We start from the raw sequence: 25,696 nt of genomic DNA on the forward strand, positions 1-25,696 counted from the left end.
ATAAGTTCAATTAATTAAAACAAAATAGAGTTATGAAAAAAATAATCGCATTCGCAATGCTATTGGGGAGTTTAACAGTAACAGCTCAAAAAATTAAACCTTTAGATGTGAGTCCTATGGATGCCTTATCGTATCCGTTGAGTTACAAAACTTCTGATAAAGTAGTAAAAATCATTTACAGTAGACCTCAATTAAAAGATAGAAAAGTAGAAGATTTAGCCGTTCCTGGTAAAATTTGGAGAACAGGTGCAAATGAGGCTACAGAAATTAGTTTTTACAAAGATGTGGTTTTTGGAGGGAAAAAAGTAAAAGCAGGAACCTATTCTTTATTTACCATTCCAAATGAAAAAGAATGGACGGTGATTCTAAATAAAGATTTAAATGTTTGGGGAGCTTATTCTTACAAACAAGAAAACGATGTGCTAAGAGTAAAAGCAAAGGTTTCTAAGAATGATGAAAATGTAGAGGCTTTTACCATGGCTTTTGATAAAGATATGAACTTATACATGGCATGGGGAAAAACGTTGGTTACCTTGGCTATGAGTGAATAATTAAGTAAAGAAATTGATAACCAAAAAACAGCAAGTAAAATTGCTGTTTTTTTATGCTTAAATTTTAGCGAGATGATAACTTTCAACTCTCGTTTAAGAACTGTATTTTTGCTACTCAAAATAGCAGTTAGCCTTTAGTTGTTAGTCTCTGTCTTTTAGCAATGTTGCAAAAAAGGGAACGAGCAAGAGCTAAAAGCCAATAGCGAATAGCTAAAAAATGGAATACAATTTTAACGAGATAGAGGCCAAATGGCAAAAATATTGGGCAGAAAACCAAACATTTAAAGCAGAAAATACTTCGGAAAAACCTAAGTTTTATGTCTTAGATATGTTTCCTTATCCATCGGGAGCAGGATTACACGTAGGGCATCCGTTAGGATACATTGCTTCAGATATTTTTGCGCGTTACAAACGTCACAAAGGATTTAATGTATTACATCCACAAGGATACGATTCTTTTGGATTGCCTGCAGAACAATATGCCATTCAAACAGGTCAGCACCCAGCGGTTACTACCGAAACAAATATTGCTACCTACAGAAAACAATTAGATAAAATTGGGTTTTCTTTTGATTGGTCTCGTGAAATTAGAACCTCTACACCAGAATACTACAAACATACACAGTGGATTTTTACAGAATTGTTTAATGCTTGGTACAACAAAGTAGCAGACAAGGCTGAGAAAATTGAAACGTTAATTGCTTTGTTTGAAGCAAGCGGAACAGAAAATGTAAATGCGGTTTGTGATGAGGAAGTTAGTAGTTTTAATGCAGATGAGTGGAAAGCATTTTCAGAACTAAAAAAACAGCAAGTGCTGTCTAAATATAGATTGACCTATTTGTCCGAAACAGAAGTTAACTGGTGTCCTGCACTAGGAACAGTTTTGGCAAATGATGAAATCATTAACGGATTGTCTGAACGTGGAGGACATCCGGTAGAACGTAAAAAAATGATGCAGTGGTCTATGCGTATTGCAGCCTATGCACAACGTTTGTTAGATGGATTGAATACCATCGACTGGCCACAACCTTTAAAAGATTCCCAAACCAATTGGATTGGACGTTCTCAAGGAGCAAGTGTAACATTTAAAGTAGAAGGGTCTTCGAGCGGAGTCGAGCAACCAACAACCAATAACCCAAACTTAAAAGGGTCTTCGAGCGGAGTCGAGAAGCAGGACTTGGATAGCTCTTCGAGTAAGGTCATCGAGCGCAGTCGAGATGGAGTCGAGCAACCAATAACCAATAACCAAAACTTAGAAGGATCTTCGAGCGGAGTCGAGCAACCAACAACCAATAACCAAAACTTAGAAGGGGCTTCGAGCGGAGTCGAGAAGCAAAATTTTGAAATAGAAGTATTCACCACCCGCCCCGATACTATTTTTGGAGTAACCTTTATGACCTTAGCTCCAGAACACGAGTTGGTCTCAAAAATTGTAACGGACGAACAAAGAGCTGAAGTTGAAACTTATATTCAGGCAACAGCAAAACGTTCGGAACGTGATAGAATGGCCGATGTAAAAACCATATCAGGTGCTTTTACTGGGGCTTATGCTGTACATCCTTTTACAGGAGAAAACATTCCAATCTGGATTGGAGATTATGTGTTGGCTAGCTACGGAACAGGAGCCGTAATGGCAGTTCCGTGTGGGGACCAACGTGATTATGATTTTGCCAAACATTTTGGAATTGAAATCAAAAATATTTTTGAAGGAGTAGATATTTCTGAAGGTGCTTGTGAAGACAAAACCGCTAAAATTGCCAATTCTGATTTCTTATCGGGATTGAATGTGAAAAAAGCAACCAAGTTAGCTATTTATCATATGGAGCAACAAGGTTTTGGACAAGGTAAAATAAACTATCGTTTACGCGATGCGGTGTTTAGCCGTCAGCGTTATTGGGGAGAGCCCTTCCCTGTGTATTATAAGGACGGAATGCCACAAATGATTGCCAAGGAACATTTGCCAATTTTGTTGCCAGAAGTTGAAAAATACTTGCCAACAGAAGATGGACAACCTCCTTTAGGAAATGCTGAGGTTTGGGCATGGGATACTGTGAATAATAAAGTTGTACACAACACTGAAATAAATAATGAAACTGTCTTTCCACTAGAATTAAATACGATGCCAGGTTGGGCAGGTTCTTCTTGGTACTTTAACCGTTACATGGATGCTAACAATCCAAATGAGTTTGCAAGCAAAGAAGCTTTGGACTATTGGAAAGAGGTAGATTTATATTTAGGAGGATCAGAACATGCTACAGGACATTTATTATATGCTCGTTTTTGGCAAAAATTCTTGTTCGATTTAAACTACGTTCCTGTAGATGAATTTGCAAAAAAGCTCATCAACCAAGGAATGATTACAGGAACTTCTGCTTTTGTATACCGTTTAGAAGGAACACAAACCTACATTTCTAAAGGATTAATTGGGGATCAAAAAGTACAACCAATCCATGCGGATGTTTCTTTTGTAAATGCACAAAACGAATTAGATACCGATGCGTTTAAAGCATGGAGGGAAGAATATGCTAATGCTGAGTTTGTTCTAGAAGATGGAAAGTATATGGTAGGACGTGAAGTAGAGAAAATGTCTAAATCTAAATACAATGTGGTCAATCCAGATAGTATTTGTGAAGAGTTTGGAGCAGATAGTTTACGTTTGTTCGAAATGTTTTTAGGGCCTTTAGAACAGTCTAAACCGTGGAATACAGCAGGAATTTCAGGAGCACATTCTTTCTTAAAAAAGTTGTGGAGATTGTATGCCAATGCAAACGACTTTAAAGGAGTAGAAGGAGAGCCAAGCAAAGACGAATTAAAAGTTTTACATAAAACCATCAAAAAAGTACAAGAAGACATAGAGAATTTCTCTTTCAATACTTCAGTAAGTACCTTTATGATTGCAGTAAACGAGTTGGGAGCTTTAAAATGTAACAAGAAAGAAATTTTAGAACCTTTGTTGGTTTTAATTTCTCCATATGCACCTCACATTACAGAAGAATTATGGTCTAAATTAGGAAATGAGCAGTCGATTGCAACAGCTGCATTCCCAATTTTTGAACCAAGTCATTTGGTAGAAAGTGCAAAAGAATATCCTATTTCTTTTAACGGAAAAATGAGATTTAAATTAGAGTTACCTTTAGATTTATCGGCTAAAGAAATAGAAGAGATTGTCATGGCTCACGAAAAAACAGAGGCACAATTACAAGGGAGAACTCCTAAGAAAGTAATTATTGTACCTGGTAAAATTATCAATATAGTAGGATAGATTTACAATTTTTTTTAATAAGAGCGATACATTAGTATCGCTCTTTTTTGTTTATAGGAGCTGTATGAATTAACTTGGCTTAGCTTTTGATTGTTCAACAAAGGAGAATCATTTTAAAAGTAAATAATGAACAAAGTTTCTTTAAGAATAAGAATATTTTTAGCCATGCTACTCTTAGTAGGATTGGCATCTGTATTAATTGCGGTAGTTACCGTAAAGCAATACAAAGAGCAAACTAAAGAATATTACTATTCCCGTTTTGATAGAAAAGAGCGAGCAGCTCAAAAAAACATAAATTACGAATTAGAAAATACCATATATCCGGCTGCACAACAGTTTTTAGGATTTATTTTTAGAGAGCGTATTTATGAAATAGCAACTGTTCATAAAATGAAAATGAGCATTTACGATTTAAATGGTCAGTTGCAAATAAATTCTTACGAACCCTGGTTTCGAATTTTTAAAGAAAAAATTACTCCCAATATTTTAAGTACCCTTAAAAAGAAAGACAAATTTGAAGAATCTGTCGCTTTAGAAAGTGGAAAAATAGCGCAGTTAGCTTATTCCTACATTCATGATAGGAATATGAATAAGGTGGGAATTTTAAAAGTAGAGTACATTCAAGATAACACACAAGAAGAAGAGCAATTGGCTTTTTTCTTAAATAGATTGTTTTTAGTCTATGGGGTAATGTTACTGTTGTCTATTGTGTTTGCGTATTTCTTGTCGAGCTATATTACGCGTTCTTTACAGTCTATTTCTGATAAAATTCAAGAAACAAAACTGCTTAAGAATAATCAAAAAATTGATGTGGCAGGAACTACGTCAGAAATTGCATCTATTGTAGAGGCTTACAACAACATGATTGATGAGCTAGAAAAAAGTGCCGAAAAGTTAGCCAAAGGAGAAAGAGAACAGGCTTGGAGAGAAATGGCAAAACAAGTAGCACACGAAATTAAAAATCCGCTAACGCCAATGAAATTAACGGTGCAGAGTTTTGAACGTACTTTTGATCCTAATGAAGAAGGAATTAGAGAAAAAGTAAAAGATTATGCGCAAATGCTTACCCAACAAATAGATGTAATGTCGTCTATTGCAACCTCTTTTTCAGATTTTGCAAGAATGCCTCAAAAGAATATAGAGGATATTGATTTGGTGGCTGTTGTAAAATCATCCATAGATATTTTTTACGAAAACCATATTGAGTTTCATACCAATAAAGAAGAGATTCATTTAAATCTAGACAAAAATCAAATTACCAGAGTACTAAACAACTTGGTTAAAAATGCTGTTCAAGCAACGGAGTCTGTAGAACAATCAAAAATAGAGGTCATCCTAGAAGACAAAGCTACTCAAGTAGTACTTTATGTAAAAGACAACGGAAAAGGAATTGAAGAAGCAGATAAAGAATTAATTTTTGAACCAAAATTCACAACCAAAAGTAGTGGTATGGGCTTAGGTTTGCCAATGGTAAAGAATATTGTAGAGGCTTATGGTGGTTCTGTAACTTTTGAATCCATTTTAAATCAAGGAACGTTGTTTAAAATTGTATTGCCTAAATAATTAATAAGTTTGTTTTTTAAACGAAGTGATAGATTTTATATATATTCGTTAAATACATATAAAAAGAGAACAATGTTTAAAAAAATAATCTTATTACTGGTGTTTATGGTGGTAAATGCCATTTATGCTCAGAAAACATCAATTTTAGTTTTTACAAAAACGGCAGGTTTTAGACACAAATCTATTGAGGCTGGAAAAGCAGCAGTAAAAAAGCTTGCAGAAAAAAACGATTGGGATGTGGTGTGTTCAGAAGATGCAAATTTGTTTAATGACAAGGATTTGTCAAAATTCGATGTGCTTTTCTTCTTAAATACGACAGGTGATATTTTAAATGAAGCGCAACAAAATGCCATGAAATCTTTCTTTGCAAAAGGGAAAGGATTTGTAGGAACCCATGCTGCAACAGATACCGAAAAAGATTGGGAGTGGTATGTAGAAATGTTAGGAGCAACTTTTAAAAGTCATCCTAAACAACAAAAAGCCACGTTACACATTCACAAAGAACACGGACACAAAGCAGTAGCACATCTAAATGACAAAGAAGAGTTTTTTGATGAATGGTACAATTTTAAAGATCCAGTGGCAAAACACGTAAATGTCTTGGCAACTTTAGATGAAAGTACTTACTCAGGAAAGCAAATGGGAATAGAACATCCCATTACATGGTACCATCATTATGACGGTAGTAGAGTTTTTTATACAGGTTTAGGACATACAGAGGCTGCTTATGCTGATGAGCGTGTAGTAAAACAATTAGAAGCAGGGATAGAATGGGCGGCTAAAACAACAAGTGTAAACACCTTAACAAGTAAGTGGAAAAATTTGTTAGAAGGAGATCCATCTCAAAACTGGGACATTTACATGGGAGTTCCACATAGTTCTGTAAAAGGATTGCCAAATGTAGATCCAAACAGTAATGGAATGAAAGGAGAGCCTTTGGGATTAAACAACGATCCTAAAAAAGTATTCAATTTTATCAAAGAGAAAAAAGAGAAGAATACAGTACACATTACAGGGGAAATCTACGGAGCCTTAACCTCTAAACAAGAGTACGAAAATTACCATTTAAAATTAAAAGTAAAGTGGGGAACACAAAAATGGAATCCTAGAACAAAAGCAAAAAGAGATAGTGGATTACTATACCATTGCGAAGGTCCTTTTAGACAGTTTTGGAATGTTTGGATGCGTTGTCAAGAACTTCAGGTTCAAGAAACAGATATGGGAGATTATTATGCTTTAGGCGGAGCAACAAGTGATGTTCCTGTAAAGAAAGTAAAAGTAGATGGAAAGACTAAAAAAGTGTATGCATTGGATGGAGACTTACAGGAAGGAAGTGCTAAGCGTTCTTTTGACAACGAAAAAGACAATGGAAAGTGGAATACCATCGAACTGATTACCTACAACGGAACAAGTTTGCATATTGTAAATGGAAAAGTGGTCATGGCTTTGTTTAATTCTAGGCACAATGTTGCAGGAAAAGGAATGCAACCTTTAACAAGGGGTAGAATTCAAATTCAGTCAGAGGGTGCTGAGGTGTATTACAAAGACATCAAAATAAAAAGTGTTGATGGAATTCCTAGCAAATACAAAAAGTATTTAAAACAATAGAAAAACAGAAAAGCAATCTAATTTTAGATTGCTTTTTTTTATCTTAAGGTTTCTAAAATAAATAGTTATGGCAGATAGTAAAGAGGTGATTGTTAGTGTAAAAGATAAAATAGCTTTGATTACAATTAATGCACCTAAAAGATTAAATGCATTAAACAGAAAAATTATTAAAGAACTTCATCAATGTTTGTACGATTTAAAGTACGATGCAAATGTGAGAGTGGTAGTTATTACGGGTGCTGGAGAAAAAGCATTTGTAGCAGGTGCCGATATTAAAGAATTTGCTTCTTTTTCTAGAAAACAAGGAAAGGAACTGGCACAATCTGGACACGATTTATTATTTAATAAAATTGCAAATTATTCCAAACCTGTGATTGCAGCTGTTAATGGGTTTGCGCTTGGAGGGGGATTAGAATTGGCAATGGCTTGTCATATGAGAGTAGCTACCACCAATGCAAAATTAGGACAGCCGGAAGTGTCTTTAGGGTTAATTCCTGGTTATGGAGGTACACAAAGATTAACACAGTTAATTGGTAAAGGAAAAGCTTTTGAAATGATTTTAACAGGAGATATGATTACAGCCGAAGAAGGTTTAAAGTTAGGTCTGTTAAATTATGTGGTTGCTCAAGAAGAATTATTACCCAAAGCATTTGAAATAGCAAACAAAACCATTAAAAACTCACCAGAAGCACTTAGGAAAAGTATCAAAGCAATTAATGGAGTATTTGGAAATATAGGCTTGCAAAACGAAGTAGAGCTTTTTGGTCAGTGTTTTGGAACCAGTGAGTTTAAAGAAGGAACTCAAGCATTTTTAGAAAAAAGAAAGCCGAATTTTGACTAGGCTTGCGTAACTTTGCAATTCTAAAATTTACCCATGTATATATACAACGTTACCACTAATATTGAGTTAGAAATAGAACAAGAATGGCTTTCTTACATAAAGAATACCCACATACCGGCAATGATTGCTACAGGATGTTTTACGGGAGCTAAGTTAACTAGAGTAATGGTACACGAAGAAAAAGGAGGAAAGACCTATTCTATTCAGTATGCTGTAAAAGATAAAGAAACCTTTAAAGGGTATTATGTAGCTTATGCTTCAGATATGAATACTACTTTGGACAATTTGTTCAAAGGGAACTATGTTTCTTTTCAAACGGAATTAGAAGTGATAGAAGATTTTTATTAGAATTGCTTCTAAATTTTATTTTGTAAGATAAAATAGTGTTGATATAGGCTAATAACAGTCAAATAATACTACTTTTTATTTATTTACTTTGTTTGTCATCCCTTTCAACTAGTTGAAAGAGACGACAAACGGAGTTTAGTCTTTACTAGTCTATAAATAAAAATATCTTACAATGAAAAAACTTTTTTTTGGGGTTCTGTTAAGTTTCATAGCTGTTGTTCACGGGCAAAATAAAAAACCAAATGTGTTGTTTATTGCTGTGGATGATTTAAGAACAGAACTGGGTTGTTATGGTTCAGAAATCGTAAAATCTCCTAATATTGATCAGCTTTCAAGTGTAGGGGTTCAATTTAACAGAGCGTATTGCCAAGAGGCTATTTGTGGTCCTTCTAGAGCAAGTATTATGACGGGGGCTAGACCAGAAACCATTAATGTGGTAGATTTATTTCAAGATTTTAGAGAAAATAGACCTAGCATTGTAACCATTCCTCAACACTTTAGAGAAAACGGATACGAAACGGTATATACCGGTAAAATATTTCACGGACAGTACACAGATGATGTCATGTCTTGGAGCCGTAAAGCAGTAAAAGTACAAAGAAGTGCCAATGCTCCTAAAACAATGGGAGGTTATGCACTTAAAGAAAGTCAGCAAATTTATTTAGAAAATAAAAAAGCCTTAGAAGCTAAGTACGGAGCGAAAATTATTCGTGAAAACTGGTTGGCTAAAGGGCCAGATACGGAATGTGCAGACGTTCCTGATGATACTTATGAAGATGGGTACAATACCAAAAGTGCCATTGCGACTTTACAAGAATTGGTAAAAAACGAGAAACCTTGGTTTTTAGGCTTAGGTTTTAAAAAACCGCATTTAGATTGGATTGCTCCCAAAAAATACTGGGACATGTACAACGAAAAAAACATTCCTATTGCAAGTCAAGTAAATCCTCCAAAAGATGGGGCTGCTGTTGGTTTGTCAGAGTCTTTAGAGGTTAGAGTAGGGGCTAATATGCCAAAAACAGAAAAATTTTCACCTGAATTACAACGTCATTTACGTCATGGGTACTATGCGTGTATCAGTTATATAGATGCGCAAATAGGAAAGATGATTCAAGCCTTAAAAGAAACGAATCAATATGAAAACACCATCATTGTTTTATGGTCAGATCATGGTTTTAATCTTGGTGAAATGGGGTACTGGGGAAAAGCAACCAACTACGAAATAGCAACAAGAGTTCCTTTTATTGTAGTAGCTCCTGGAGTTTCTGACAAGGTCAAAGGACAAAAGTCAGAAGCTTTGGTAGAACTAATTGATGTGTTCCCTACATTATGTGACTTAGCAGATTTAAAAAAGCCAAATCATTTAGAGGGAAAGAGTTTGGTAAAATTATTAAAAAAACCAAGTACTAAAGGGGCTAAAGCTGCTTTTAGTGTGTTTCCATCACCTGCTTTAAGAGAATGGGCTGCTAGGCCTTTTACACCTCCATTTCGTACAACTTTCTTTATGCCTTTGATTAAAAAGATTGAAGCTAAAATAGCAAAGCAAATGGGAGATAAATGGGATAGAGATACCTTTGAACGTTTTGTAATGGGCTATGCCATGAGAACAGATCAATATAGATTGGTGGTTTGGAAAGATAGAAGAAAGCCTAACGATGAGCCTTTGTATGTAGAGTTGTACGATCATAAAAACGATCCAATAGAGTCTGTAAACATCGCTAAAAAGCATCCTAAATTAATTGCAAAGTTGAGCAAGCAGTTATATGCTGAGATTTATAAATAAGAAGCTTATAGAATTAAAAAAGAGGTCAAGAAGTTACATTCTAGACCTTTTTTTTATGAAAATTATTAATAGATAAGGGTTTTGTGTATTGAGTTGTGAATTACTCATTTTTTATAGTTTTTTTGTGCTTGTTTGTTAATAAATAGATGTTTGTTTTAGTAAATATTAAAAACACAATAGGTTTTTAGGCGTTTTGGTCAATAGAGTATTGTTAGTTGTAAAGTTTTGTATATAACTGGCTGATTATTAGCGTTAGTTTTGTTTTTACAAATCCAAAAAACAAAATAACATGATTAAAAAATTACACAAAAACATTGTTCTAGCGGGAGCTTTATTGTTAGGGGTCGCTCAAATGAATGCTCAAGGTCCTTATACATTTAGTACGGCTAGTTTAGATTCTTGGACTTCTGGTTTTGGAAGTGCAGCGGGTATTACACATGAGTCTTCTGAAGGAATTTCAGGAGATGGAGCTTTAAAATTGGTAAGAACTAACAACAATTCTAACATAGGGTACAACCAAGGTTTTGATGCTGACACCTATAAGTTTATTAAAATCAGATATAAAAATACAACTTCTGCAACTAGTTTTAGAGTACAAGGGAGTCAAGATGCTGGAAATACCAACCTGATTACTCCTACAGTTTTTCCTATTAGCTCTAATATGACTGAATATACAGTTGCCTATTTAGACATGACAGGGGTAACCAATTGGTCTGGAACAGTATTGAATTTAGATATTTTGGTAAGAGTTAATTATGGAATTACAGATGAGACTGGGGGAATATTGTTTGATGAAATAGAACTAGTGTCAAGTGTACCTCCTACTCAGTACTCAGAATATATTAAAAACCCAAGCTTTGATGGTCCTTCAGGAATAGATCATCTTACAGGAGGAAAAGAATTTGTAACAAGAGGTCTTACTTATACGGAATTCCATGATGGAGATCAGAGTTTAAAACTGAATTTTACAGGAAATGCGGATTCGACTTTTTGGACTTTTAGTAACTATGAAAAAGTGTATGATGCTCCGTTCTCTGCAGGTTCAGATTTTCAGGTTAAAATGTGGGTAAAAACAAATAGAACCACTCCAATAAAACTTTCTGGAAGGGTAAAATTAACAAATGGAGGTGTAGATACGGCTACAAAACCAATAGCTTCTGTAGTCACAACAAATACAGCAATGGAATGGGAAGAGCTTACTTTTAATATTGAAGCTGCTGAAGATTTTGATGGTGTTACTTTTTGGTTCGCTGTAGATTATACAGAGGGAGAATCCATAAATTTATTAAGTGGTGATGTGGTGTATATAGATCAAATAACAGCAACAGTTACTGAGGGAACCTTATCTTCTAGTAAAAATACTTTAGAAGGAGCAAGTGTTTCTGTTTCAAACAATGCAATCCATATCGTAGCACCTACAGGAAGTCAATCTAATGTGTATGCAATTACAGGGGCTTTAGTAGCTACATCTAATCAAGCAAGTATAGATATTTCTTCTTTTAACTCAGGGGTGTACTTTGTAAAAGTGTCAAACGGAGGTAAAGTGTTTACAAAAAAGGTGCTTATTGAATAAGCTTAAAAGGATCAATATAAATTAGTTTATAATTTAAAAGCCTATGTGATTTGTTTCACATAGGCTTTTATCTTTTTCCGCAGTTTATCATATTATTCGTTTTCAGTTGTTTCTGTACTAGCTTGCTTAGTAGCGTTAACTTCATAAGTAGCTTTCATATTTTCTTCGTACTTTCTTGAAACTTCATCAGCAGTCATGTCATCGAATTCTAATTGGACATCTTCTGTACAAGAAGTTAAACAAACCGACACAACAACGGTAGCTAACAGCCCTTTTAATAAATTTTTCATAGCATTTAATTTATTTGGTTTATAATAACTTTAAGTCTTTTCATGTTTAAACCTTCATAGCATTGAGGTAAACTTTAGTAGAACTTATTAATTTTCTTACAGTAAAGATAGGGAATATTATGATATAAACAAGGGTGAATTGTGTTTTTTTATCGATGAATTGTTATTTAATGTCGTTTAACTTGTGTTTGTCGAGGTTTGGTTAGACGGTATGCCTAGTGTTTCTTTAGGTTTTTGGATGTTTTGTTTTTTTGTGAAATAGAACCAATAAATTTCATTTTTTTTTAAAGGGTGGAAAATACTTGTATATGTATATATAGTGTTTAATAAATATTTTACTTGTGATTAACTTACACAACTACATGTAAGAAATCGTAAAATTGAATAGATGATAAATAAGCAGTTAGGTAAATACTTATTGGTCTTTGTATTGATGTTAAGCTATACTAGTTTTTCGCAAACATTAGAGCAAAAAGCTAGAATTAAAATAGATAGTTTAAATGGATTCATCGCTGAGGTTGAGTCTTTAGGGAAAGATGCTTTAAAAGAAAAGTTGGCAGTTCGTACTGCAGAAGTTTTCTTAAAATTTGCAAATTGGGACGAAAATAACATCGAAGAAAATAAAAGTCACTTCGAAAAATATTGGTTGTACAAAAACGTAGCGACTCAAATGGCTCAAGAATTACCAGATTTTGAGAGAAATGACATTTTAAAAATGTTAGATGAGTCTATAGCATACATCAAAAAAATCAAAAAAGAAGAGGTTTTTAGAGCTCCTATTCCCAAAGTAGATTGGTCAAAAGTGACGGTGGGGCAGGATGAAATTACAATGGATAATAACAAGCCTGTTTTCTTGGCCGATTATACTTGGAAACCTGACACGCCTGAGTTAACCGAATTTTATGGAGAGTTAAACGGTTTTTACATATCTCCATACTATGTGACCAATGCTTCTGGAAAAATAAATCAAAATGTAATAAATAATTTAAATACCAAAGCGAGTGGGACTCCTGGTTTTGTATTCATCAATAATAAGAATGTGCCCCAATGGGCTATAGATAGTTATGGAGCGGATTTTACCAAGTTTCAAGGAGCTCCTTTTTTAGATTATGACATTGACCATCCTGGGGCAAAAGTGATGATGTCGCATTTGTTAAAAGGAACGGTAACTAAAATGAAAGGGAAGCATTATACAGATTTAGGTTATATGTTGTGTAATGAGCCTAGATGGATAACCTATAAAGAGGGTACAAAAAAAGTATGGTATACAAGTGGTGTAAGTACTTATACCTTAGATAAGTTTAAAGGTTGGTTACAAAACAAACACCAGAACATAGCTCAGTTAAATGCTTTATGGCATTCCAATTTTTCTAATTTTGAGGAAGTAGCCATAGAAATTCCAATTGATATTTCTTTAATGGGGACTCCAAAATGGTACGATTGGGTAACATTTAATGAAGATAGAGTGACCGATTGGTTTACCTGGATGAAATCAGAATTAAGAAAATACGATCCTACTGCCAAAGCTCAGTTAAAAATAATGCCTTCGTTCTTTACAGAAAATGATCCGGCTACAGGAATAGATTTAGAGGCTTTAACAGAGTTGAGTGAGATCAATGGAAATGATGTGGCTGCAAATTACAACTACATGGTAAAAGGAGAGATTGTTAAAGATGAAAAATATGCCTTTGGTTGGAAAGAATTATATATGGGTTATGACTTTTTAAAATCGGTACAGCCCAACCAATTAATTTTTAATTCAGAAAGTCACTTATTAAGTACCAACAATGCAAGAGACTTATATATGGATCCAAAATATCCTAGAGCTGTCTATTGGGCTGCGCATACCTTAGGGTTAAATGCTTCTCAAACTTGGTATTGGCCAAGAAAAGAAGATGGTTCTCTTAAATCTGGAATCACAGGTGCTTATGCGGGTTCTAACAACCAGCAACCTCGTGTTACAAATGCATTGCATGCAACGATGATGGATTTAAATACGCATAGTGAGTTAATTATGAAAATGCAAAGAGAGCGTAAACCTATAAGAGTTTTTTATTCTAAAGCTGCAGCAGCTAATAAAAGAAGCTATATGGAAGGAGTGTTCGAAATGTACGAGGGGTTAAATTTTGAAGGAATTCCTTTAGGTTTTGCTACTAAAAACATTATCTCAAAACAAGACTCAAGTTTATGGGATGTGATTGTTGTTCACAAAACAGAACAGGTAGCGCTAGGGGAGTTAAATACCTTACAAGATTATATAGATAATGGAGGAACCGTAATTACGGATGCAATAAGCTTAAAAAAGAATGAATATGGATTGCCTTTAGAGGGATTAAAACAAACCAAAGGAAAGTTAATTTTAGCCAATACAGTAGCGCAAGCTAAAATAGAAGCTTTACAAATTTTAGAGACAAAAAATCATTTACCAAAGGTTACGGTTACAGAAACGAATGCTGAGGGATACAAAGGATGTACTTGGAGATGTGTAAAAAATGAACAAGGAAATTATGTGTTGTCTATTGTAAACTTAGGAAAAACGGAGACTACTTTAAATGTGCAACTAAAACAAGCTAAGAACGGAACTGTTGCTAAGAATTTATTAAACGGATTAAAGTTACCTTCTCAATTAGTTTTAAAACCCTACGATGTTTATTTGATTGAATTATTAGATGAAAAAGGAAGTGATTTAGCGAACAAAGAAGAATTAAAAAAAGATAAAATAGCCACAATATATCCAAACCCTTCTCACGGACCAATTACTGTTGAGTTGAATGAGTTTCAAACTCAATTAACTGTTGAGATGTACAATATGGATGGAGGCTTAATAAGTCAAAGTGAATTTAACAATGTTAAAACATTTGAATACAATCAACATGCAAAATTAGCAAAGGGAATGTATTTGTTAAAGTTAAAAATGGGGAACAAAATTCAGTACATAAAATACATAAAAGCATAAATAAATTTTAATTCAATAAAAAAGCCTTTGTTATAGATATAAACAAGGGCTTTTTTTGATTAAATGATATGTTGAAATAATTCAGGTTTTTCGTTTAAATATTCCCCAAAAAAACCTTTGGCTTTCATACGCTCAAGCAGTGGAGAAAAATCTTCAGGCTTGCTTAGTTCAATACCCACTACAGCAGAAGCTGTGCTACGGCTATTCTTTTTCGTATATTCAAAATGAACAATATCATCAGTGTCAGAAAGTACATTTCCAACAAACTCTTTTAAAGCTCCAGCACGTTGTGGAAAACGAACAATAAAATAATGCTTAAGTCCATCGTATAACATAGCTCTTTCTTTCATTTCTTCCATTCTAGTAATGTCATTATTTCCACCACTTAAAATGCAAACAACCGTTTTACCTTTAATAGCTTCTTTGTAATGATCCAAGGCAGAAACAGCCAACGCTCCTGCAGGTTCTGCAACAATAGCATTTTCATTGTATAGTTTTAAAATAGTTTTGCAAATATGTCCTTCGTCTATTAAGGTTACATCACTTAAGTATTCTTTACAAATAGGAAAGGTATGGTCTCCCATTTTTTGAACGGCTGCACCATCTACAAACTTATCGATGTTGTAAATTTTGATATTTTCTCCTGCTTCTAAAGATCTTGTTAAAGAAGGAGCTCCTTTAGGTTCCAAACCTATAATTTTAGTATGGGGACTTAGATTTTTAAATACTGTAATAATTCCAGATGCCAAACCACCACCACCAACAGGAAGAAATAGATAGTCAATAGGAGTATTCATGCTATCTAATATTTCTAAGCCTACAGTTCCTTGTCCGGCCATAACGTCCCAATCGTTAAAAGGATGTACATAGGTGGCATTGTGTTGCTCTTGATAAGCCTCAGCAGCCTTAGAGCTTTCATCAAAGGTATCACCAATCAATTGAATGCTTGTATAGTCACCTCCAAACATCTTAACTTGCGATACTTTTTGCTTGGGAGTAGTTACGGGCATAAAAATAACTCCGTTTACTTTTAAATGATGACAAGCAAAAGCAACTCCTTGCGCATGATTCCCTGCACTGGCACATACCACACCCTTGTTTAATGCTTCTTTTGATAAGTTTTTAATTCGATTATAAGCACCTCTAATTTTATAAGATCGTACTTGCTGTAAGTCTTCTCTTTTAAAGTAAATGTTAGCATCAAACAATTGGGAATAATTGTCCATATAAGATAAAGGAGTCGTTTGCACAATTCCTTTGATATTCATTTGTGCTTTTAAGATAGATTCTAGGCTTATCATAATTTAGGAATTTTAAATTCTATTGGGTGTAATAATGGGACACGCTGAACTTGTTTTAAGGAAGCAGTGGTTCTGAGTTGAATTCTGAAAACAAGTCACGGTATAAAAATAAAAAAAGCCGTTGCATTTGCAACGGCTTTTGTAATGTATTAAAATTCGTTATTAAGAAACGATTTTTTTCATTGCAGTCATTGCTTCACGTAATTCTTCACCAATGATTTCAACATCGTGCTCACGAATTTCTCTGTTTACAGCAATTAATTCAGCGTTATCAACACCGTTGTTTGCAGCTCCAAATGGTCTACCAATTAAGTTACTAGGTGCGTTTTTAACGTACTCAGCAATTAAAGGCTTACAAGCGTGGTCAAATAAGTAACATCCGTACTCAGCAGTATCAGAAATAACTCTGTTCATTTCAGCTAACTTCATTCTTGCAATCGTGTTTGCAATTAATGGAGTTTCGTGTAAAGATTCGTAGTATGCAGATTCGTCAATAATTCCAGACTCTACCATTGCTTCAAAAGCCAATTCAACACCAGCTTTAACCATAGCTACCATTAGAGTACCATTGTCGTAGTATTCTTGCTCAGAAATTTCAAAATCTCCTGCTGGAGTTTTTTCAAAATTAGTTTCTCCTGTAGCAGCTCTCCAAGTTAATAAGTTAATATCATCATTAGCCCAGTCTTCCATCATTGTCTTAGAGAAGTGTCCAGAAATGATATCATCCATGTGCTTTTGGAATAAAGGTCTCATAATATCTTTTAATTCTTCAGATACTTTGAAAGCTTCAATTTTAGCTGGATTAGACAAACGGTCCATCATGTTAGTAATACCTCCGTACTTTAATCCTTCAGTAATAGTTTCCCATCCGTATTGGATTAATTTAGAAGCGTATCCTGCATCAATTCCTTCAGCTACCATTTTGTCAAAACATAAGATAGATCCAGTTTGTAACAATCCACATAAGATAGTTTGCTCTCCCATTAAGTCAGACTTAACTTCGGCAACAAAAGAAGACTTTAATACACCTGCAGTGTGTCCTCCTGTTCCAACAGCATATGCTTTAGCATAATCCCATCCTTTTCCTTGAGGGTCATTCTCAGGGTGTACAGCAATTAAAGTAGGTACTCCAAATCCTCTTTTGAATTCTTCACGTACTTCAGATCCTGGAGACTTAGGTGCCACCATGATTACTGTAATATCTTTACGAACTTGCATTCCTTCTTCTACGATGTTAAAACCGTGAGAGTAAGATAAACAAGAGTCTTTTTTCATTAATGGCATAACTGCATTTACAACAGCTGTGTGTTGCTTATCTGGAGTTAAGTTGATTAATAAATCAGCAGTAGGAATCATTTCTTCGTAAGTTCCTACAGCAAAGTTATTTTCAGTAGCGTTTAAAAAAGATTGTCTTTTTTCTTGGATAGCTGCTGCTCTTAAAGTATAAGATACATCTAATCCAGAGTCACGCATGTTTAACCCTTGGTTTAACCCTTGAGCACCACATCCGATGATTACGATTTTTTTACCTTTTAAAGCTTCAACTCCATCGTTGAATTCGCTTCTGTCCATAAATTCACACTGTCCTAATTGCTCTAATTGCTCTCTTAAAGAAAGTGTGTTAAAATAATTTGCCATTTTGCTTTTATTTTGATTCTAATTGTTTACTTGTTATATCGCTAAAAATGAGCTTAATGGTATAAAAATACCGTCAAGCTCAAAATTAATTTTTATGCGTTGCCAAATTTAGTGATTTCTATTGAACTATCTCACCTAAAATTTTACGAATATTCATGGCCTCTTTTGAAATGGCTACTCTACCTGAACGAACAAATTGAGCAATTCCAAAAGGAGCAAAGGCATCGTAAATAGCATCTATTTCGTGTCTTCTTCCTGCCTTTTCTACAATAAAGAAAGTTCTGTTTACCGTAACAATATTCATGCTGTGCTCTTTAATGATGTTTTGAATCTGTGGATTCTCAAACAACAAATCAGATTTGAATTTAAACATGGCAGTTTCTGTAAATATAATTTCATCATCAGTATGATAGTAAGCCTGAATAACTTCTACTTGCTTTTCTAACTGACCAATAATTTTCTTTACGGCTTCTTCTGTCATATTCACAACAACAACAAACCTTGAAACGTTTTCAATTTCTGAAGCAGAAACAGTTAAACTTTCTATGTTGATATGTCTTTTCACAAAAATGGTTGAGATTCTGTTTAACAACCCTAAGTTGTTTTCAGAATAAACCGATATGGTATATAATTTTTTTTCCATGTCTTCTTTTTATTAGCTTAATCTTACATCAGATACACTAGCACCTGTAGGTACCATTGGGAATACATTGTCTTCTTTTTCTACCATTACTTCTAAGAAGTAAGAAGTTTTACAAGCAATCATTTCGTCAATAGCTCCTTGAAGATCTTCACGTTTTACAACCTTTTTGGCAGGAATACTATAAGCTTCTGCTAACTTTACAAAGTCAGGGTTAATCATTTCTGTAGAAGCGTAACGTTTGTCAAAAAACAATTGTTGCCATTGACGTACCATTCCTAGGAATTCATTATTTAAAACAACAATTTTAACTGCAGTTCCTGTTTGTAAAATAGTTCCTAATTCCTGACAAGTCATTTGGTAACCACCGTCTCCAATAATAGCAACCACATCTCTTTCTGGGGCTCCCATTTTTGCTCCAATAGAAGCTGGTAAAGCAAATCCCATAGTTCCCAATCCTCCAGAAGTAACATTACTTCTAGTGTGGGTAAAGTTTGCATAACGAACAGCCATCATTTGGTGTTGTCCTACATCAGAAACAATAACAGCATCATTGTCGGTTGCTTTGTTAATTCCTTGTAAAACTTCTCCCATCGTTAAACCTTCTTTAGTAGGGTTCAACTGACCGTCAATTACTTTTTCAAATTCTATGTTGTCAAAAGCTCTAAATTCATGTAACCAAGAAGTGTGTTCTTTTGGCTGAACAAATTCTAAAATTTTAGCCAACGTGTCTTTAGAGTCTCCTAAAACGGCAACATCTGTTTTAACGTTTTTATCAATTTCAGAAGGATCAATATCAAAATGAATCACCTTAGCTTGTTTTGCATATTTGCTCAAATCACCAGTTACACGATCATCAAAACGCATCCCTATAGCAATTAACAAATCACATTCGTTGGTTAACTTGTTAGGTCCGTAGTTACCGTGCATACCTACCATACCTACATTTAAAGCATGATTGGTTGGCAATGCAGACAATCCTAAAATTGTCCATGCCGATGGAATTCCAGTTTTTTCTACAAAAGCTTTAAATTCTTGTTCCGCTGCTCCTAAAATAACTCCTTGACCAAAAATAATCATGGGTTTTTTAGCAGCGTTAATTAACGTAGCAGCTTCTTTTACTTTTTCTATATTGGTTTCTGGTACAGGTTTGTAACTTCTTACATGTGTACATTTTTCATAGGCATAATCTAATTCTGCTAATTGTGCATCTTTAGTAATGTCTATCAAAACAGGTCCTGGTCTTCCAGATTTAGCAATGTAAAATGCCTTGGCAATAGCTCCAGGAATATCTTCTGCTTTGGTTACCTGAACGTTCCATTTAGTAATTGGAGATGAGATACTAATCACGTCTGTTTCCTGAAAAGCATCAGTTCCTAACAAATGAGAAGCTACTTGTCCGGTAATACATACCATAGGAGTAGAGTCTATTTGTGCATCGGCAATACCTGTAATTAAGTTAGTAGCTCCAGGTCCTGAAGTAGCTAACGCAACTCCAACTTTACCAGAAGTTCTAGCGTAACCTTGGGCAGCATGCGTAGCACCTTGCTCATGTCTAGTTAAAACGTGATGTAATTGGTCTTGGTATTTAAATAACTCGTCATAAATAGGCATAATAGCCCCACCTGGATATCCGTATGCAATGTCAACACCTTCTGCAAGTAGACTTCTTACAACGGCTTCGGCTCCTATGATTCTTTCTGTTTTTTTCATACTTCGTATAGTAGAGAATACAGAGTACAAAGTATAAAGTACAAGTCTAAAACTTTGTACTCAGTACTTAGTACTCTGTACTAATGTTAATATTTATCTGTAACACACCCTTCAGAAGCAGAAGCTACTGATCTAGCGTATTTAAATAAAATTCCTTTATTGTGTTTTAATGGAGGTTGAATCCATTTCGCTTTACGTTCTGCAATTTCTTCTTCAGAAACTTGTAGTGTAATTGAATTATCTACAGCGCTAATGGCAATGGTATCTCCCGTTTCTACCAATCCAATCAACCCACCGTCTTGTGCTTCGGGCGTTATGTGACCTACAACAAACCCGTGAGTTCCACCAGAAAAACGTCCGTCAGTAATTAAAGCAACAGATTTTCCTAAACCTGCTCCCATAATTAGTGATGTTGGTTTTAGCATCTCTGGCATACCAGGTCCACCTTTAGGTCCAACATAACGAATAACGACGACGTCTCCTCTATTTACTTCTCCATTAGAAATTCCAGTGTTAGCTGCTTGTTCACCATCGTAAACAACAGCCTTTCCTTCAAATTTCAATCCTTCATTTCCAGAAATTTTGGCAACGGCTCCTTTTTCAGCAAGGTTACCATATAAAATTTGTAGGTTACCAGAAGATTTTAAAGCTTTGTCTTTAGGGAAAATCACATCTTGATCTTCAAATTCCATCACTTTAACATCTGCTAAGTTTTCTGCTAAGGTCTTACCCGTAACTGTCATACAGTCTCCGTGTAAAAATCCTTGCTCTAACAAATATTTCATAATAGCAGGAGTTCCTCCAATTCCGTGAACATCTTCCATTAAGTATTTACCAGAAGGTTTTAAATCGGCAATTAAGGGAGTTCTGTCTGAAACTCTTTGGAAATCTTCCAAAGTAAATTCAATATCTGCAGCGTAAGCAATCGCTAAATAATGTAAAACGGCATTGGTAGATCCTCCTAATGCATTTACAATAGCAATCGCGTTTTCTATCGATTTCTTAGTAACAATATCTTTAGGCTTTAAATCCAATTCTAATAAGTTTTTCATAGCCTGTGCAGTACGCTCAGCTTCTGATAATTTATTTGGATTCTCAGCAGGAATAGAAGAGTTAAAAGGCAATGCCAATCCCATACATTCTATAGAAGATGCCATGGTGTTAGCAGTATACATACCTCCACAAGCTCCAGCTCCTGGAATGGCAGCCTTAATAATTTCTCTATATTCTTTTTCGTCAATTTCACCAGCTACTTTCTGACCTAAAGCCTCAAAAGCTGATACAATGTTTAACTTACGACCTTTGTATTTACCAGAAGCAATAGTTCCACCGTATACCATAATAGAGGGACGGTTCAAACGCAACATAGCAATAATAGCTCCAGGCATGTTTTTATCACATCCTACAACTCCTACCAAACCATCATAGCTTTGAGCATTTACAACGGTTTCCATAGAATCAGCAATAATATCTCTAGAAGCTAATGAGTAATTCATCCCAGAAGTTCCCATAGAAATACCATCACTCACACCAATGGTGTTAAAAGTTAATCCAACTTGATCGTTAAGATTTGTATATTTCTTAATTTCTTGAGCCAAATTGTTTAAGTGCATGTTACATGGATTACCATCGTAACCAGTACTTGCAATACCAATTTGTGGTTTGTTCATGTCCTCATCTGTTAATCCAACTGCGTATAGCATAGCTTGTGATGCTGGTTGAGAGGGATCTTGAGTAAGTCTTTTACTATGTTTATTTAATGCCATTCTGAAAGGTCTTTTTGTTCTAAATTTACTTAACAACATACAAAATTAGAATAGTAATTTAGCTTTAAAAAAAGAACCAAAAAAACTTACGTTGTTCAATCTTTGTTTTTTGTTGTATGTTATTGTTTTTTAGTGTTTTACGATTTTTATTTAATGATGTTAACTTGCTGTTTCTCTTTTGAGAGTAAGATTTAACAGAATTAAGAATTATTGTGGATTCTAACAGAAAAGTATTTTGTTGTTAAACTAAGTATATATACGTAAATAGATTAAGTATTTATTTCTTTTATTAATACTTAATTATTTGTAGATTTGTGAAATTCAAAAAAAAAGGAAATAACATTTATATATGTCAAACACAGCAATATTAGAAATAGAAGGGAAAAAGTATGAGTTTCCAATCGAGAAAGGTTCGGAAAACGAGTTGGCAATTGATATCAAACAGTTAAGAGGGGTAACAGGTGGTGTTACTACAATTGATCCTGGATTTAAAAACACAGGTTCTTGTAAAAGTGCTATTACGTTCTTAGATGGTGAAAAAGGTATTTTGCGTTACAGAGGTTACGCTATTGAGGAGTTAGCTGAAAAAGCATCTTTCTTGGAAGTTTCTTATTTATTGATTTTTGGTGAGTTACCAACACAAGCTGAGTTGGATAAGTTTGAACAAGATATTAAAGATGAATCTTTAGTAGATGAAGATATTCATAAAATTTTGGATGCATTTCCAAAAAATGCACACCCAATGGGAGTGTTGTCATCTTTAACAAGTGCCTTAACAGCATTTAATCCTAGATCTGTTGAGATTTCTTCTAAAGAAGATATGTATCATGCAATTACGATGTTAATGGGGAAATTTCCTGTGTTAGTATCTTGGTGTATGCGTAAAATGACTGGATTGCCTTTAGATTACGGAGACGTAGAGTTAGGGTACGAAGAGAATTTTGCAAAAATGATGTTTAAGAGACCTAACAAAGAATATAAGTGCAATCAAACAGTAATTAATGCTTTAGATAAGTTGTTAATTTTACATGCAGATCACGAACAAAACTGTTCTACTTCTACAGTAAGAATTGTAGGTTCTTCTCATGCTGGATTGTTTGCTTCTATCTCTGCAGGTATTTCTGCTTTATGGGGACCTTTACATGGTGGAGCTAACCAAGCGGTAATTGAAATGTTAGAAGCTATTAAGAATGATGGTGGAGACTTTAACAAGTACTTAGACAAAGCAAAAGATAAAAATGATCCTTTCCGTTTAATGGGATTCGGACACAGAGTATATAAAAACTTTGATCCTAGAGCTAAGATTATAAAAGTAGCAGCAGAAGAGGTGTTGGCGGATTTAGGAATTGAAGATCCTGTTTTAGATGTAGCTAGAGGTTTGTCTGAAGCTGCCTTAAATGATGAGTATTTCAAATCAAGAAACTTATATCCAAACGTAGATTTCTATTCAGGTATTATTTACCGTGCTTTAGGAATTCCTGTTGAAATGTTTACGGTATTGTTTGCAATGGGACGTTTACCAGGTTGGATTGCTCAATGGAAAGAAATGAGAGAGAATAAAGAGCCTATTGGTCGTCCACGTCAATTGTATGTGGGAGAAACTTTAAGACCTTATTCTGGTATTGATACTAGAAAATAGTTTTAGAAGCTTAGTTATAAAATTAAAAACCATCATTCTAATTAGAGTGATGGTTTTTTTATGGGCATAAAAAAAGGTCATTTTAATTTTAAAATGACCTTTTTGATATATAAGAAAAGAATCTTTTAAGATGCTTCTGATCTAAGTGGATTGTTTAAAATCAAATCTAGGTATAGGTTGATTTGTTTCTTTAAGTTTTTACGTTCGTAAATAGCATCTAAGAAACCGTGTTCTAATAAAAACTCAGAACGTTGAAATCCTTCAGGTAAATCTTGTCCTGTTGTATCTCTAACTACACGAGGTCCTGCAAAGGCTACTAAGGCATTAGGTTCTGCAATATTAATATCTCCTAACATAGCATAAGATGCAGTAGTACCACCTGTTGTAGGGTCTGTACATAAAGAAATATAAGGTATTTTAGCTTCTGCTAACTGAGTTAACTTGGCAGATGTTTTAACCAATTGCATTAAAGATAAAGGAGCTTCTTGCATACGAGCTCCTCCAGACTTAGAAATCATTAAGAAAGGAACTTTGTTTTCTCTAGCGTAATCAATGGCTCTGGCAATTTTTTCTCCAACTACAGATCCCATAGATCCTCCAATAAAAGCAAAATCCATAGCAGCAATAACTAAAGGTTTTCCATAAGAATTACCTACAGCAGTTCTTACAGCATCTTTAAGTTTTGTTTTTGCTTGTGCTTCTTTGATTCTATCAGGGTAAGGTTTTGTGTCTTCAAAACCTAAAGAATCAACAGAGCTTAAATTTTCGTTGATCTCTGTATATTTATTATCATCAAATAATATTTCAAAATATTCATTACTCCCTATTCTTACATGGTAACCGTCTTCTGGGCTTACATATAAGTTTACTTTTAATTCATCAGTGTCAATAATTTTTCCACTAGGAGTTTTGTACCATAAACCTTTAGGTACATCTTTCTTTGCTTCTGTAGGGGTTTGAATTCCTTTATCACTTCTTTTAAACCAAGCTGTCATAATTATTCATTTTAATAGTAGGGCAATTTACTAAAAAAAATAGAGAAACTGTATAAAAACAGTTCCTCTATTAAGTGTTATAAAAAAGATATAATCTAGTTGATTATAAAGTGTTTACGTTATTTAAGTCTGTAAAAGCTTGTTTTAAACGTGCTTTTAAAGTTTCTTCTCCTTTACGTAACCAAACTCTTGGGTCGTAGTACTTCTTGTTAGGAGCATCTGCACCTGTTGGGTTACCAATTTGAGATTGTAAGTAATCTGCGTTAGCAGCAAAGTAATCTCTAATTCCTTCCATAAAAGCATATTGTAAGTCAGTATCAATGTTCATTTTGATAGCTCCATATCCAATAGCTTCTCTAATTTCTTCTACTGAAGAACCAGAACCACCGTGGAATACAAAATCAATAGGGTTGTGACCTAATCCGTGCTTCTCTTCAATAAACTTTTGAGAGTTATCTAAAATTTTCGGAGTTAATTTTACGTTTCCTGGCTTGTATACACCGTGAACATTACCAAAAGCAGCAGCAACAGTAAATCTTGGCGATACTTGAGATAATTCTTCGTAACAGTAGTTTACTTCTTCTGGTTGAGTATATAATTTAGATTCGTCAACGTTAGAGTTGTCAACACCATCTTCTTCTCCTCCTGTAATACCTAACTCAATTTCTAAAGTCATTCCCATTTTGTCCATACGCTTTAAGTATTCTTTACAAATAGCGATGTTTTCTTCAATAGGCTCTTCAGATAAATCAATCATGTGAGAAGAGAACAATGGAGCTCCAGTTTCAGCAAAGTGCTTTTCAGAAGCATCTAATAAACCATCAATCCAAGGTAATAATTTTTTTGCAGCGTGGTCTGTATGTAAAATTACAGGCACTCCATAAGCAACAGCTAATTCGTGTACGTGTTTTGCTCCAGCAATAGATCCAGCAATAGCAGCTTTTTGGTCTGTATTGTCTAATCCTTTTCCTGCGTTAAAAACACCACCTCCGTTAGAAAATTGAATAATTACTGGTGAGTTTAATTCTTTAGCAGTTTCTAACACAGTGTTAATTGTGTTGTTACCTGTTACGTTAACAGCAGGTAATGCAAATTGTTTTTCTTTTGCTAATTTGAAAATCTCTTGAACTGCATCTCCTGTAGCAACTCCTGGTTTAATATTGTAACTCATTATATAATTAGTTTATTGTATTAATCATAGCAAAAATAGTCATTTTTATGAGAAATAA

At 34.4% G+C, this 25,696-nt stretch carries 18 protein-coding genes; 10 read left to right on the forward strand and 8 right to left on the reverse strand.

Going from position 1 to position 25,696, the window contains the following annotated elements:
• Positions 1-32: 32 nt before the first annotated feature.
• The 8 genes from GGR97_RS01845 to GGR97_RS01880 all read left to right on the forward strand — a co-directional run bounded on the left by GGR97_RS01845 (position 33) and on the right by GGR97_RS01880 (position 11,529).
• The gene (locus GGR97_RS01845; RefSeq protein ID WP_167896712.1) at positions 33-551 is read left to right on the forward strand and encodes a DUF2911 domain-containing protein; all 519 of its coding nucleotides are present in this window, start codon (positions 33-35) and stop codon (positions 549-551) included.
• Between the two features lie 217 nt (positions 552-768).
• Positions 769-3,813 (forward strand): leucine--tRNA ligase, encoded by a 3,045-nt coding sequence (leuS, locus tag GGR97_RS01850; protein WP_245229429.1) that lies wholly within the window; start codon positions 769-771, stop codon positions 3,811-3,813.
• A gap of 126 nt (positions 3,814-3,939) precedes the next feature.
• Positions 3,940-5,376 carry a sensor histidine kinase gene (locus GGR97_RS01855; protein ID WP_245229430.1) on the forward strand — a complete coding sequence of 479 codons (1,437 nt, stop codon included), beginning with the start codon at positions 3,940-3,942 and terminating at the stop codon, positions 5,374-5,376.
• Positions 5,377-5,448: 72 nt separating this feature from the next.
• Positions 5,449-6,984: a ThuA domain-containing protein gene (locus GGR97_RS01860; protein ID WP_167896713.1), complete on the forward strand. Its 1,536-nt coding sequence runs from the start codon at positions 5,449-5,451 to the stop codon at positions 6,982-6,984.
• Between the two features lie 67 nt (positions 6,985-7,051).
• On the forward strand, positions 7,052-7,825 hold the full coding sequence (locus tag GGR97_RS01865) for an enoyl-CoA hydratase/isomerase family protein (RefSeq protein WP_167896714.1): 774 nt from the start codon (positions 7,052-7,054) through the stop codon (positions 7,823-7,825).
• Positions 7,826-7,858: 33 nt separating this feature from the next.
• Positions 7,859-8,173 (forward strand): DUF4286 family protein, encoded by a 315-nt coding sequence (locus tag GGR97_RS01870; protein WP_167896715.1) that lies wholly within the window; start codon positions 7,859-7,861, stop codon positions 8,171-8,173.
• Between the two features lie 172 nt (positions 8,174-8,345).
• Complete coding sequence (locus tag GGR97_RS01875; protein WP_167896716.1) at positions 8,346-9,956, forward strand: sulfatase; 1,611 nt, start codon at positions 8,346-8,348, stop codon at positions 9,954-9,956.
• Between the two features lie 289 nt (positions 9,957-10,245).
• Positions 10,246-11,529 (forward strand): T9SS type A sorting domain-containing protein, encoded by a 1,284-nt coding sequence (locus GGR97_RS01880; RefSeq protein WP_167896717.1) that lies wholly within the window; start codon positions 10,246-10,248, stop codon positions 11,527-11,529.
• Positions 11,530-11,621: 92 nt separating this feature from the next.
• Here the strand turns inward: GGR97_RS01880 and GGR97_RS01885 are convergent, their stop codons facing one another.
• Positions 11,622-11,819, reverse strand: a complete 198-nt coding sequence (locus GGR97_RS01885; protein WP_167896718.1) for a hypothetical protein — start codon at positions 11,817-11,819, stop codon at positions 11,622-11,624.
• Positions 11,820-12,207: 388 nt separating this feature from the next.
• On the opposite strand from GGR97_RS01885, the gene GGR97_RS01890 reads away from it, so the two are divergent.
• Positions 12,208-14,775, forward strand: coding sequence for a T9SS type A sorting domain-containing protein (locus tag GGR97_RS01890; RefSeq protein ID WP_167896719.1), 2,568 nt, complete (start codon positions 12,208-12,210; stop codon positions 14,773-14,775).
• A 59-nt stretch (positions 14,776-14,834) separates the two neighbouring features.
• Here the strand turns inward: GGR97_RS01890 and ilvA are convergent, their stop codons facing one another.
• From ilvA to ilvD, 5 genes are all read right to left on the reverse strand, one after another.
• Positions 14,835-16,076 carry a threonine ammonia-lyase IlvA gene (gene ilvA / locus GGR97_RS01895; protein ID WP_167896720.1) on the reverse strand — a complete coding sequence of 414 codons (1,242 nt, stop codon included), beginning with the start codon at positions 16,074-16,076 and terminating at the stop codon, positions 14,835-14,837.
• A gap of 162 nt (positions 16,077-16,238) precedes the next feature.
• Positions 16,239-17,714, reverse strand: a complete 1,476-nt coding sequence (gene ilvC / locus GGR97_RS01900) for a ketol-acid reductoisomerase (RefSeq protein ID WP_167896721.1) — start codon at positions 17,712-17,714, stop codon at positions 16,239-16,241.
• 118 nt (positions 17,715-17,832) lie between these two features.
• Complete coding sequence (ilvN, locus tag GGR97_RS01905; protein WP_167896722.1) at positions 17,833-18,357, reverse strand: acetolactate synthase small subunit; 525 nt, start codon at positions 18,355-18,357, stop codon at positions 17,833-17,835.
• A 12-nt stretch (positions 18,358-18,369) separates the two neighbouring features.
• Positions 18,370-20,067, reverse strand: a complete 1,698-nt coding sequence (gene ilvB, locus GGR97_RS01910; RefSeq protein WP_167896723.1) for a biosynthetic-type acetolactate synthase large subunit — start codon at positions 20,065-20,067, stop codon at positions 18,370-18,372.
• Positions 20,068-20,153: 86 nt separating this feature from the next.
• Entirely contained in the window at positions 20,154-21,833 is a 1,680-nt protein-coding gene (gene ilvD / locus GGR97_RS01915) for a dihydroxy-acid dehydratase (RefSeq protein WP_167896724.1), read from the reverse strand.
• 349 nt (positions 21,834-22,182) lie between these two features.
• On the opposite strand from ilvD, the gene GGR97_RS01920 reads away from it, so the two are divergent.
• Positions 22,183-23,472, forward strand: a complete 1,290-nt coding sequence (locus GGR97_RS01920) for a citrate synthase (protein ID WP_167896725.1) — start codon at positions 22,183-22,185, stop codon at positions 23,470-23,472.
• Between the two features lie 125 nt (positions 23,473-23,597).
• Here the strand turns inward: GGR97_RS01920 and accD are convergent, their stop codons facing one another.
• Together accD and fbaA are read right to left on the reverse strand one after the other, a co-directional pair.
• Positions 23,598-24,467: an acetyl-CoA carboxylase, carboxyltransferase subunit beta gene (gene accD / locus GGR97_RS01925; protein ID WP_167896726.1), complete on the reverse strand. Its 870-nt coding sequence runs from the start codon at positions 24,465-24,467 to the stop codon at positions 23,598-23,600.
• A gap of 103 nt (positions 24,468-24,570) precedes the next feature.
• On the reverse strand, positions 24,571-25,638 hold the full coding sequence (gene fbaA, locus GGR97_RS01930; RefSeq protein ID WP_167896727.1) for a class II fructose-bisphosphate aldolase: 1,068 nt from the start codon (positions 25,636-25,638) through the stop codon (positions 24,571-24,573).
• Positions 25,639-25,696: the final 58 nt, after the last annotated feature.

Origin of the sequence: Wenyingzhuangia aestuarii (assembly GCF_011927765.1) — a bacterium.
In the GTDB taxonomy this organism is placed as follows: Bacteria; Bacteroidota; Bacteroidia; order Flavobacteriales; family Flavobacteriaceae; genus Wenyingzhuangia; species Wenyingzhuangia aestuarii.